Raw genomic sequence first — 12876 nt, 5'->3', positions numbered from 1 at the left:
AGACACCGCCAAACGTCTTGATGCTGAAATTCGGGAAGGTTTTGATTACTTCAAAGACCTCGTGAGCGGCATTGAATGTGATGCTCAAGATGGTGGACATCTTTATATTGCTCATCGCGCAAAAAAAATGGCTTTCCTCGAAAATGAAGGCCGAGTCATGAAAGAAGTGTTTGGCTATCAAACTCGTGTGTTGAGCCGTGAACAACTACATGAGGAATATGTTGCGGATCAGGAAGCTGCAGGTGCTTTGTTGGAACCCGATGGAGTTGGCGTACACCCATTAAAATTAGCTTTTGGCTATTTAAAACGTGCCCGTGCTGCTGGTGCCAAAGTACACACTTCAAGTCCGGTACTTGGATGGGAAACGCACAATGGCATCCATTATTTACGTACTCCAAATGGTATTGTCAAAGCAAAACGTGTGGCGGTTGCAACAGGTGGCTATACGCCTAACGGCTTACACCCGCATCTTTCTGGAAAAATCATGCCGATTTTATCCAACTCTATTGTGACACGCCCTTTAACAGAAGCGGAACGTGCTGAGTCAGGCTTACATAGCACCACATTTATTACAGATACTCGAACTTTACGTCACTATTATCGCCTACTCCCTGATGGATCTATGCAATGTGGTAGTCGAAGTTCCTTAACGGGTGCGGATGCGGATAATCCAGTCCATCTCGAACGTTTAAAAGAAGGCCTTTACCGCAAATTTCCAAGTCTACGTGGCATACCTATTGCTTATTCTTGGTGGGGTTGGGTCGATGTGAGTCATGACATGATGCCTCGTATCGTACAACCCAACTCTGAGGAAAGCATTTATTACGCTATTGGTTATGGTGGTAATGGTGTGTCTTTCTCCGCAATGGCAGGACGCCGTCTCGCAGAACGTGTGATGGGAATACAACGCCCTCAATTTGAGCTTCCGATTTATCAATCCCCTTTGCCTTCACATCTGTTTCGACCATTCCGTCGACTCGGGCAAGCATTGTTATATCGCTGGTACCACTTAAGAGATGAAGTGCTTTAAGCGCACATTCAATCATCTGTAATGATTCGGTTATAAAATTATAAGAGGGAATCCATCATGTATGATTCAGATTCAAATCAAAGTTTAAAAAGTGCTTTAAAACCTCGTCATGTCCAAATGATGGCACTCGGCGGTGTTATTGGAATGGGGTTATTTGTGGGTAGTTCTGTAGTGATTCAAGCTGCAGGTCCAGCCGCCATTTTGTCCTTTCTGATTACGGGTGTGTTGATTATTTTAGTGATGCGAATGCTTGGTGAACTTGCAACCGCCTCTCCTGTATCAGGCTCCTTCTATGCATATGCACGCCATGCTTTCCAAGATTCGCCTTATTTATCTCGACTCGCAGGCTTCATGACGGGATGGATGTATTGGTACTTCTGGGTCATCGTGATTGCATTAGAAGCGATTGTCGGTGCAAAACTCTTTGCTTATTGGTTACCTGATACACCGCAATGGATCGTCAGTCTGGTTTTACTCGCCCTATTAACAGCAACGAACTTATTCTCAGTCAAATCCTTTGGTGAATTCGAGTTTTGGTTCTCATCTATTAAAGTTGCTGCGATTGGTCTTTTCATTTTCCTTTGTTCTTTATATATGTTCGGTCTTTGGCCAAACCATCAAGCTGCTGGATTTGGTGAATTGTTAAAGCATGGTGGTTTTATGCCAAATGGTTGGGGACCAGTCTTATCGGGTGCTGTTGCCGCAACAGGATTTTACTTTGGTGCTGAGATCGTTACTATTGCTGCTGCAGAAACCAAAGACCCCGAAAAATCTGTTGCCAAAGCAACTCAATCTGTAATTTCACGTGTACTTATTTTCTATGTTTGCTCAATTTTATTAGTGGTATGTATCGTCCCTTGGAATAGTCCAGAAATTGCGACGCCTTATGTAAGTGCATTAAAAATTCTTAATATTCCGTTTGTTGCAGACATTATGAATGTCGTAATTCTCGTAGCGGTGCTTAGTTGTTTAAATTCTGGTGTTTATGCTGCGAGCCGTATGTTGTTTGCGTTAACCCAAAATGGTGATGCACCTCGTAGCTTAACTAAACTTTCAAAAAATGGTGTTCCAATTCGTGCCATCCTATTCAGCACATTGTTTGGTTATCTATCAATTCTAGCTTCATACTTCTCACCAGATGCTGTTTTCCCTTTCTTGGTCGAATCTTATGGAACTGTAGCCTTATTTGTCTATATCGTGATTGCATTCTCGCAAATCCGTTTGCGTCGCCACTTAGAGCGTGTAGCACCTGAATGTTTAAAAGTTCGTATGTGGTGTTTCCCATACCTCAGTTATTTTGCAATCATCGGCATGCTTTCCATCTTTACTGCCATGGCTTTTATTCCTGGTCTTCAAAAAGCGTTCTGGTTCGGTATCGCAAGTGCAGGCATCCTGTTCTGTATCTTCATTATTCGTGATTACATAGAGCTAATTAAATTACGTCATCAAAGTACACAACTGAATACGCTCATCCCTGCCAAACAAACCAAAATTTAATCCTCAAACACAATGACCTGTACCAAGTACAGGTCATCCACGTCTTTAGGAAATTACATATGCTTTTAAAAGATAAACTTGCTGCCTTCGCAGTCGTGTTCATCTGGGGTATTAACTTTTATTTTATGAAAGTTGGCGTCAGTGAGATACACCCTATGCTCCTCGGATGTTTACGCTATCTACTGGTTTTATTGCCTGCCCTCTTTTTCATTCGTATTCCAAGCATCGGGTGGAAATGGTTATTACTTTATGGCTTTATTAGTAACTTTTCTCAATTTGCATTTATGTTCAGTGCAATTGCGACTGGAATGCCTACAGGTTTAGTCGCTTTGGTGGTTCAATCCCAAGCATTTTTTACTGTCATGATTGCAGCATTTTTATTACGTGAACAAGCCTTCTGGAACCAGTGGTTGGCCATAGCGATTGCCTTTATGGGCTTAATGCTAATTGCATTCGGTCAACAACATAGTCATGTGCCATTAATGGGGCTGGCATTGGTTTTATGCTCTGCAATTTCATGGGCCTGTGGTAATATCGTAGTCAAAAAAATGGGGCCTGTTAACCCAATTGGTCTGGTCGTATGGGGCAATATTCTTACCCCTTTATGGTTTTTACTTTTAGCAGTACAAAATATTGGCTGGCAAGGCGTCATAGCCGATTGGCATGCGCTGACATGGAAAGGATTTGGTGCTGCAGCATTTCTCGCTTACTTTGCCACTATTGTCGGATATGGCTTATGGATCTACCTACTGACACGTTATCCTGCTGCTAAAATTAGCCCATTGTCACTCTGGGTGCCTGTTATAAGTATGATTTTTGCCTATTTATTTTTAGATGAACAATTAAATACTTTGCAGTGGCTGGGTTCTTGTATTGTTATGCTGGGTTTAATGGTGCATTTATTGGGGCAAAAAATTCAATCACACATCACTTCACGTAAACTTGTCCGAACAACATAAAATAATTAAATAAGAGGCTTAGGAAGTTAAGCATATAAAAAAGTATGGTAACTTCCTTAGGCTTTATTGCATAAATATTTTGAAAGTTACTGATTTTTAATGTTTTTGTTGAATTTCAATAAAAATAAACATAATAAAATTATAGTGTTAGGTATTTGTGCAACAAAGCCTTATGAAATGTCAACAGACCTAATTTTAAATAAAAATATATAGCTTAGGCTATTTCCCATAGATAATCGTTTTTTATAGCCTCTAACATCAAACCAAACACAACACATAGCGTAATATTTTTCTCATTTCCGTCACGAAAACTCACCTTAATTTCACGGCTTTTCTGCTTAATATTCACTGGATAATTATCCGTTTTCAACTTGACGTTATCTGGTAAAAGTTGCTGAATGCCGATGATAAAATCCCCCATAATCCATTTCATTTTTGGTTTGTTATTCTCATCAAAACGATATTGAAAATGAATATAGTTTTTTCTTAGCTTGGTATGTTGAATTAAGATTGCTAAAGCAGACAAGGCTTTAGCTTTTAAAGGTTGCTCTAGTTCTGTGAATAGAACCAGTGTTTTTGGATCAAAATTTCTTTTAAGAGCATCATCGTAAAATTCAAGTAAATATTGCTCATCCATCGATTCTGTACTGTTTTGCTCCCACTTAAGTTTACTAAGTTTGGGTGACTTCCATTTCGCAGCTAACCAGATACAACGCTGAAGCCAAATATGCTCTTTATATTCTAAACGTTCAATGTAACAACGTATAATTTCATATGATGATGCCGTCATATCTGACTGGGTTTTAATTATAGGGAATGGTTGTAACTTCTTTAATGCTAAAGACTGGTGATAGAAGTCAAAGCCCTTATTATTTTGAATATACTGACGCAGATCTATCTCATCTTTAGTCTGTTGCTCCCCTAGTAATGTATTTACTAAAGAGTGATGGACTAGACACGGCGTATTGTAAATCCGATCAATCGCTAGCAGATCAAGCGTATGTAAATAGTGAGATGCTGTTTGTTCAATTGAGCTATGCCCCATCCAATCTGCTAACAGACGCCACTTATGTTGAATCACACCCTCATGTTCTATTGCACATTCTCCAAATAAATATTTACGCATCAATTTGGCATGATTCCAAGTATAGTCCGTATAAGTCATAACCATTTCCTTTGAACCACACCATGCGATAGCTAAATGATTTGCAGCACTATGGCGGAAACTATGAAAGCTATAATTGTGATCTTTACCTATAATTTCATTAAAGAGTATTTGTGTCATTTGAGTTATATATAACTCGCTAAGAATTTCTCCTTTACTCGAAAAAACGAGCCGCTTATCAATCGGCTGAATTAGATTGATATGCGAAAAATAAGTATTTAGATATTGTTTAATAAATTCCATTTCGTCTTTGAGTAAGACCGCATTGAGGTCCAATTGACGATTTGCATTTTGGCTTTTTAGTCTTCGATATACATTATTTTTTAAGGTGATCCGAATTTGTATATCTTGATTATGCTGTGAATTTTTCCAGATGAGCTCAGGGCAGATAATTTCTGCGAATGTAAGTCCTCGAATTTCATTGAGACGAAGTCCCAGTCTGTAAGCCAATAAATACATCAGTTGCAGCTGCTGCATATACTCTTGCTCTTGTAACGTTGAACAGGCGTTGATTTTCAACATCAATTTTTGTTTCAATTGATTAAAAATTTGTGGACTGACTAACTTTGCGTGACACAACTGTACTCGCTGAAAAGTATTGTATTTAAAGTTACTCACTTGTGGAGTTCCATATTTTTGTATACAGAATGTATGAAATGACTTGAGCCGTCCAAATGCATACTGAGCGCGACCTTGACGCATGTTCGGTTTCGATGTGCGTTGAATTTCATCACGATCGTCGATACCATTTAGGACGGATTCATACAGCTCTTCATAGTCTTGAGTATTCATTGTTTCAATCGCGTCTTCATACATATATATATGAAATAAATAATCTTTCGCCATGCTACTGAGATAACGCTCGATTGAACTCACTTTATTATTTTTCTCTTTTAAATCAAAAATCCAACCTAACAATCTCAGCTGGGCCTCAATAAGATTTTGTTCTTTGCTATGCACTGCTGTTTTTTTCTTTTGTAAACTTTTTTGGATATGCTTCCAACGCATCAATTTAATACTTTCGCTTTTACGTTGTCGCTTCTTGTTCTGTTTTGATTTTTCTTCATCACGTTCAAATAACATTAGGGCGTGTCCTCATTTGAAAAATTGGTTTTAAATACTTAAAATCCTCCTTTAAGCTCTTTTGATTTCTATATTTTTTCAATGGCACGTACTCTTCTCACCGATGATATCTGGCAGCAAATTCAAGATACTATGCGATTACACGGTTGTTACTGTTCAAAGAATAGTAGAAATATCATGGAAGCGATCTTATGGAAACTGCGTACAGGCGCCACATGGCGTGATATTCCCCAAGAATTTTGTCCTTGGCAAACTGCTTACAATCGCTTTAATCGTTGGGCAAGCAAGGGATTGTGGGATAAATTTTTTTTAGATTACGAGGCGTCTTGGATCAAGAATGGGTATTCATTGACGGAAGTTACATACGCGTGCATCAACATGCAAGTGGAGCTCGGCATGGTTTCGAAAGAGCAATTGGACAATCACGTGGTGGACGAACAACAAAAATACATCTTGCAACCGACGCGAATGGATTACCGATTGATTTTAAAATCACTGGGGGTGACGTCCACGACAGTCAAGTTGCAAAACAACTGATTGATACGGTAGACGAGGCAACTTATCTCATTGCTGATAAGGGGTATGATGCTGAGCACATTAGAATATATGCCAAGAACAAGAATATGATTCCCATTATTCCATTGAGATCAAACAGTAAGAGATCGAATAAGGAATTTGATAAATATCTATATAAATTAAGACATTTAGTTGAAAATGCTTTTGCGAGATTAAAACATTTCCGTGCTATTGCAACTCGATTTGATAAACTGGCACGCAATTATAAATCTATGATTCGTATAGCCTGTATATTTATTTGGTGCAAAGCCAAATGAGGACACACCCTAGTTCAAACGGAATTTCCTTAAGTTGTTGATGTGCCGTGATCATTTCTAACTGAGCCACTTCAGTTTGTAATGAGGGTCTTTGAGATGATGAAGTAAACGCATCATCTTTTGTTAAGGCCTGTTCCTTAAACCAAGCGGCCTTTTGATCTTGCGGTGTTAGTGACACGGTCTTAAGACGATTTTGCAAGACCTCACTTAAACACATATCCAAGCTTAAATCTGGATGAATTTCTAAACCTAGATTTACATGTTTGAATGTTTTTAAAGCTCCCATATCTATAAGTGCTTGATCGGAACATCGTAATATTTTTTTTAATTCTTGTATTTGTTCAGATACATCGACTTGTACACTGATCACATCAAATACAGCAATAATGGCTTCAATGACACAACGCGGATTTTGTGCTAGTACTCCCTGCCGTTTAATTCCCTCCATAAACATTTGTGCATAAGGATTGAACCACACGTGACGCCACTGATAAATGTTCTTTTCTTCAATTTGGTTGCCGTAATACCGATGTTGGGTGCGGTAATGTAGAACAAGAGGATTAGTAATCTTTTTATAGTCTGCGCGGTATAATTTCGAGCACAATGACGTTCTCGACTGCTGCATCTCATCAATCAAAGTATTACCAATTGCCGTCAGCTGACTCAAATCATTACAACCAGAGCAGTAGATTAAGCTTAGATAAAAATTCCCCCATAACTGTTGCGGTGTTTTCGTATCTACAGTTCTGCTCCGCCAATAAGTTTTAAGCTCTGCATTAATGTGAAAATGCAGTCGTCCCAATTTAATTCGCTCCTCTGTGGTTAATATCTGACGCTGTGGCGGGTCAATAAATTGAGTTTTCGGACGAAGTTTGATTAGGTACGCATTTTCGGTGTTCCTTTCGTAATTCTCACGGTGTTTTAAGAAACATTTTTCACTATGTTGGATATATGGTTTTCTAAGTACATTTCTATTCAATTTCTTTTGATCTAAGAAGCAAATTAATCCATCATAAAAATCTGTCCAAATTTCTTTAATCTTTGCATCTACTACCCTCGGCTCTTGTCTATATTGGTTAATAAGATTCAATATTTCATCAAAGATAAATCCTACTTGTTGCGTAATTTCATCGTAAATAGCATCACTCTTTTTCATCATTATCTATCCTTTATTGAATGGTGCTCTATCACGATAAATGTTCGATATTAAGGGCTTTGATCATGTCATCAATACCATGAGTCACCTGAACCATGTACTGATGTACAGAAGCTGAGGAATAACGATAAAATAACTCTTGATCACGTTGATCATGGCCATACAGTGCTTGAATAACATTAAATGTAACGCCTTTTTCCACTAACATATTCATATCAAAATGACGATGCCAATTGTTATAAAAACAATGAGAGAGATAACGGTTAACCCAACTGCGATCAAGTGAACATATTTTTATTTTCTTGCTTGCCCATTCTTGAGCCGTCACTGGCAATTCTTTAGGATAAACAATTACCTGGCCAAAGAGATCCTCAAGCAAGATACTTTTACTGAATACAAATTTTAATAAATCCGCATAGTTGTCGACAACACTTTGTAAAAAATTGATATAACGGTTGAATGCTTGAATAAAAAACTTTGGTAAAGGAATAAAGCGACCATCCTTTCGAGAATTACTATTTTTCTTATCGTTTACATACAATAATTTCAATTTGAGATCATAGTCACTCAATTGACCAAGTAAGTTAGCTATCGGGCGTCGTGTTAAGCATAGTAAACTGACATGCCACATCCAAGCACTATATGCATTGACTCGCTCTATCACATGCTGATGTAATTGTATTTTCTCATCACAAAATTGTTTTAACTGAACAAAGAAATCGGTAACGAAACGAGGGTTAAGTGCCAATTGACTACCAAAACGTGCATCTTCAGATAGAGCATATGTTTTGAATTGTTGTTGTACGTCTTGCATCTCTGCAGCAATATCTGGCGTGGTGAGTGTTTTTAAATAAATTAAATAATGCTCATTGATAAGATGCTGTGCGACACCATTATAAAAACTGCTTGGCAAGTCATGATGACTATCTTTTCCCGACAGCACGTGTGCAATATACTCATTAAATGTGCGATGAAAAACATGAAAATACAACTGTGCTTGTAATTTTTCAACTGTGATTGAACCTATCTGCTGTTTTGAACTCCACTTTTTCAAGTATCTATTCACGTGATGGACAGTAATTACCTCACGGTTAACACGTAAGTTTAAATAGTCAAACCAGCTGCTAGAAAGATGAAGATCGTGTGAGACCGTATGATTAAGCTGATGTTGTTTTAAAATTTCAATCTTCTGTTTGGTGATATCTAAGTGTAGCCTGAGACGATACTCTGGCTTCTTAGAATTCTTATTTTTAATAAGCACACCCTCTTCAATCAATTGTGAATAATCAAGTAGTGCAACTGGCGAAAGACCTGTGGTGAGGCTTAGTAAACACGCTGCAGCAATTGCTGCTTCATTCGAATGGCCATTATTCAACTCAAGATTTAAAATATAAACCAAATGCCGAATCACATCTTCGCTCATATAATGAGCATTGGTCACAAACGGTTGTAGTCGACGCTGGCGGTGTCGCAGTAAATGCTCTACATGTTGATCAAGTACTTGATTAAACCGCGCAGTACTTAGATCTGTTGTATGTATTGTAATGCTGGAGTCTAATACATCCAGATCTCCTTCTTCATCTAATACAGTTTCTTGTGTAGCTATAATTTCAGCTGGATAATCGACTAAAACTTGTTGCCCTTTCTTCTTTCTGCGATAGCTGATGAGTTGTTTTTTAGACGGCCAGTCTTTCGTATGCTTTTTCTTTTTACGTTGTCTATGCACAATTTTTTTCTGTGTGAGTCTTTTCAAAATGATCGACAGTGCACGTAAATGTTTTAAAACTTTTTTCTCTTTAAAATTTCTACTCTCAATGTACTTGCCCCAGGCACGATAAACATCTTTATCAAAATCTGCTTGATTGAGCATAAAACTTAAATACAACTGTAATAATAATTCACTTTCTTCTACTAATTGCTGATCTTGATCTTGCTCGAGAATGGGTTTGGCAATATACCGCAATAAATCACAAATCTCTTTTTGCTTTGCGTGAGAACCAGACAACTGAGCCATGGCTTTATAATGTGCGTAAAAGAAATAACTTACTTTTAATACAAGATATTGTGTTTCGCGAAGCTCTGAAGATAAGTAAACACTGAAGTATGTGAATGCAGCATATAGATAATCGGCTCCAATTTGGCGTGATTCAACAATATTTTGATAGATCTTAGCTGCGCCACTTTTAAGCAAATTAATTTGCTTTAAATCATCCTCACTTAATCCAGCAAATTCTTTCAACATAGCAGTTTGCTGGAATTTCAAATAATCTTCTAAAAAGTTTTCTTTCATGTTTTATTAATCTCAGCTCAAATTTTCTGCTTCATCAAAGTGTTGAAGAAAAGATTATGATCGATATTTGAAAATTTCTAAGACTTGTTTTTTGATATCTTCATTACGAAAATCAAAGAAAATTATAAAAAAATGAGCATTTAATATTTTGTCGTCACCAAAAATTTCTTGATGGAATAGTGGATCGATAAATGTATCAAGTCTTAGGATTAACTGTAGCTGTGGGACATAATTCACACTTGCACGTACTTCTCGCTCATTTTTTAAAATAACTAAAATTTGCTTCCAGATCTTTATGTAGAGTTTTTTGAAACTGGACTGCTTACTTTTACTATTTCGCGGTTGAAGATTTTTTAAGCGCTTAAGCTGCGCTTTCACAGTAGTCAACTTGTCAATTTTAGCAGCGAATGGAAACATAAATTGATAAAGAAACACAGTTGTATTTGTTGCAAGCTGATCAAAAATCATACTCAAATAAATCTAAAATCATATACAAACTTTTATACCATTTTTTTTATTTAATTTTCTAAAACTTTAAATAAATTGAAAAATAAATCTCAAATTATTAATATTAAACATATTATTTTTTTTATTAATTAAAAATTCTTCCAAAAAAGTGGTGTTTATCGTTATTCCAACTGTATAACGCCCTTTCCCTTCAAGGGCATCTGAATGGAATCTTACGAAAATCCCATAAATATCACCAATAGCTATGCTTATTGCCCTTCTGCTTCTTCAAACACATCTTTTTTGTTTAAAAGCATATGTTTGATCGGCCGACCAGTTAACTGAGCAATATCCAACAGATCACAAACCATCTGTTGTCCTAGCTGTTCACGTCGAGCAGCTTCAACGATTTCCTGCATGTTTTTAAATTCTTCAAAGCTTAGAACAACAGCTTCGGGCGTATTGTTCGTACAAACAAAAACAGGTTTATGGCTATCTTTGACAGCTTGAACAATTTTACTCCAAGATTTGCGAACATCAGTCGCAGAAACAGTCGCACCATTAATAAAAGTTAATCCCTTCATATCTAAGACCTCATACTATATGGTAAGAATTGCATCATATTTGCCATATAATTTGACCATATTTCAAGCATGCAATATCAATATTAATATTAACTATGTAATTTAATTCTTGATAGCCTACTTGGAACAGGAATGACAGGTAGAGTGAAAATTGGAATAGTTCTTAGGCTTACACAGGGATAGGCTATTTCGGCAAATCTGCTGAAAGTAACTTTGCATACTCCTCAGGTGATAACTGATCTTTGATCGCTTTGATGATCTTATCATCCACAACATTTGGTCCTAAATAGTACAATGCAGAGATCGCCATACCTACTTTTTGTAAAGGGTATTGAAGCAGTCGTTGATCATCCGTGTGATTCAGTACCACATCTACACCCGCCAGTTTGAATCGCCTTGAACGGCCATTGGTATGCAAGACATGATATAGAGGCACTTGAGTACTTAACCCTAAACGATTGGCACAATAGCCGCCATCATATTGAAACGTCTCACCAGTTAATCGGGTTATCGCGGCTAATACTTTGGAGAGATCAGGAGATAAAGCTCTCGGCGGATTAAAAAGATTTGAGAATTTAACTTTATAGTAAATATTAGGGATAACCTGACTGACCTCCCCTTGATCCAGATAAGGAGATAAAAAGCTTAATAGCTGCTTCTTAGAAAGAGCAACACTGATATCTTGAACAGAAAACACGGAGCCTGCTGCTAAGTTTTTCAATTCAGCTTCTACTAAAAGTCTTTTAATATTGTCATCCATAGGCACAATCCGTCATCTTGATCTACTTATTTCAGACCAAATTTTTCTAATGCAGACTCATTAAAATCCTCATTAAACATCTGCTTCACCCGATGCTCTCTTTTTAACGTTGCGACAGTAGCGAAGAAGCATGCCTCACATAAATGCAGTTCATACTGTTCTCCAACATGCTTCGACCCCTTGCCCCATTTGGCAGACAGTATCCCATGGTTCAGCTGGGTGGCTTCCATGCAAACGCCACATAAAACATCTGCGGGTTGTTCTAGGTCTTTGTGTTGTTCTAAATCTTTGTGTTCTTTACTTTCCACATTGGTCTCCTTACTTTTGATCCATCTGAGATTTATATCAGTGCCTGAACCAAAGCAATCAGGATCTCTCCCTCTTGGCATTCACTGGGTGGAGGTAACAGACGATCCTCTTCACGATAAAAATCCACACTGGTGAACAGCGCATCTTTGGCCATCTGTAGCGCATCATCCCAATCATCACCACAAGTCATTGCCTCGGGAATATCCCGAAAAGAGACGTTGTACGCTTGCCCTTCTTGTTCAAATTTTGCTGGATAAAATACTGGACTGCACACCATGATCGAATTCCTATAAATACTGATTGAATCATTCATTTCTTGTTTTAAAGGCCCCTGCCTCAGCAAGGGCCTGTCTTGACCATTGTTTTAATGGTCTTATCTAAAATAATAACCCAGCGTATCGTCTTTTGAGTCTCCCCACCCTGTCCAGATCTGAGTGAGTTCTACATAGTGCTGATTGACGCTTTTGACTTTGTATAAAAAGCTACGGGGCGGCGAAGTCTCATTGAGGCGTACTTTTTCGATTAAAATAAAGGTCTTGTCATCCAACCATCTGACCCTAAACGGCATAGGATCCTGACACTGTCCCAGTTCTGCATACATCGCCGCATCTTTGCCATTTTTGGAGAAAGACAAACCGGCACATTGAACATCAGGGATGTCCATCACCAGACGTTTTCCCACAAGGTTTTCTTTGGCACCGGCACAAGCCCAACTTGAAAGGCTGAGACAGAGCCCTGCTAAAAATATTTTTTTCATGATGCT

12 protein-coding genes and 1 pseudogene are annotated in these 12876 nt (G+C 37.8%); 4 read left to right on the top strand and 9 right to left on the bottom strand.

Annotated elements, in window-relative coordinates; translation table 11 throughout:
• The 3 genes from L3V46_RS22475 to L3V46_RS22465 form a co-directional block, all read left to right on the top strand.
• The coding region (locus tag L3V46_RS22475) for an FAD-dependent oxidoreductase (protein WP_239046815.1) at nucleotides 1-1030 on the top strand (1030 nt) is incomplete at its 5' end.
• A 57-nt stretch (nucleotides 1031-1087) separates the two neighbouring features.
• On the top strand, nucleotides 1088-2527 hold the full coding sequence (locus L3V46_RS22470; protein WP_034616928.1) for an amino acid permease: 1440 nt from the start codon (nucleotides 1088-1090) through the stop codon (nucleotides 2525-2527).
• A gap of 59 nt (nucleotides 2528-2586) precedes the next feature.
• Complete coding sequence (locus L3V46_RS22465) at nucleotides 2587-3486, top strand: EamA family transporter (RefSeq protein ID WP_034616931.1); 900 nt, start codon at nucleotides 2587-2589, stop codon at nucleotides 3484-3486.
• Between the two features lie 214 nt (nucleotides 3487-3700).
• Here L3V46_RS22465 and L3V46_RS22460 read toward each other — a convergent pair whose 3' ends face one another.
• Nucleotides 3701-5734 carry a hypothetical protein gene (locus L3V46_RS22460; protein ID WP_239046814.1) on the bottom strand — a complete coding sequence of 678 codons (2034 nt, stop codon included), beginning with the start codon at nucleotides 5732-5734 and terminating at the stop codon, nucleotides 3701-3703.
• 81 nt (nucleotides 5735-5815) lie between these two features.
• Here L3V46_RS22460 and L3V46_RS22455 point away from each other — a divergent pair.
• Nucleotides 5816-6567: pseudogene (locus L3V46_RS22455) on the top strand (IS5 family transposase).
• Here L3V46_RS22455 and L3V46_RS22450 read toward each other — a convergent pair.
• From L3V46_RS22450 to L3V46_RS22415, 8 genes are all read right to left on the bottom strand, one after another.
• Nucleotides 6545-7723, bottom strand: coding sequence for a hypothetical protein (locus L3V46_RS22450; RefSeq protein WP_239046813.1), 1179 nt, complete (start codon nucleotides 7721-7723; stop codon nucleotides 6545-6547). The pseudogene L3V46_RS22455 and the gene L3V46_RS22450 sit on opposite strands and share 23 nt — an antisense overlap.
• A gap of 31 nt (nucleotides 7724-7754) precedes the next feature.
• The gene (locus tag L3V46_RS22445; RefSeq protein WP_034616934.1) at nucleotides 7755-10013 is read right to left on the bottom strand and encodes a hypothetical protein; all 2259 of its coding nucleotides are present in this window, start codon (nucleotides 10011-10013) and stop codon (nucleotides 7755-7757) included.
• Nucleotides 10014-10067: 54 nt separating this feature from the next.
• Nucleotides 10068-10481, bottom strand: coding sequence for a hypothetical protein (locus tag L3V46_RS22440; protein WP_034616937.1), 414 nt, complete (start codon nucleotides 10479-10481; stop codon nucleotides 10068-10070).
• Nucleotides 10482-10729: 248 nt separating this feature from the next.
• Nucleotides 10730-11044, bottom strand: coding sequence for a type II toxin-antitoxin system Phd/YefM family antitoxin (locus tag L3V46_RS22435; RefSeq protein WP_034616940.1), 315 nt, complete (start codon nucleotides 11042-11044; stop codon nucleotides 10730-10732).
• Between the two features lie 184 nt (nucleotides 11045-11228).
• Nucleotides 11229-11804, bottom strand: a complete 576-nt coding sequence (locus tag L3V46_RS22430; protein ID WP_034616943.1) for a DUF6088 family protein — start codon at nucleotides 11802-11804, stop codon at nucleotides 11229-11231.
• Nucleotides 11805-11830: 26 nt separating this feature from the next.
• Nucleotides 11831-12112: a hypothetical protein gene (locus L3V46_RS22425; RefSeq protein ID WP_034616945.1), complete on the bottom strand. Its 282-nt coding sequence runs from the start codon at nucleotides 12110-12112 to the stop codon at nucleotides 11831-11833.
• Nucleotides 12113-12144: 32 nt separating this feature from the next.
• A complete protein-coding gene (locus tag L3V46_RS22420; protein WP_034616947.1) occupies nucleotides 12145-12390 on the bottom strand; it encodes a type II toxin-antitoxin system HicB family antitoxin in 246 nt (81 codons plus the stop codon).
• A gap of 96 nt (nucleotides 12391-12486) precedes the next feature.
• Nucleotides 12487-12870 (bottom strand): hypothetical protein, encoded by a 384-nt coding sequence (locus tag L3V46_RS22415; protein WP_199994066.1) that lies wholly within the window; start codon nucleotides 12868-12870, stop codon nucleotides 12487-12489.
• Nucleotides 12871-12876 lie beyond the last annotated feature (6 nt).

The sequence above is a fragment of the Acinetobacter sp. AG3 genome (assembly GCF_022343575.1).
Lineage (GTDB): Bacteria > Pseudomonadota > Gammaproteobacteria > Pseudomonadales > Moraxellaceae > Acinetobacter > Acinetobacter guillouiae.
The sequence above is the reverse complement of the archived record's forward strand: the minus strand, read 5'-3'. Positions and strand labels throughout refer to the sequence as shown.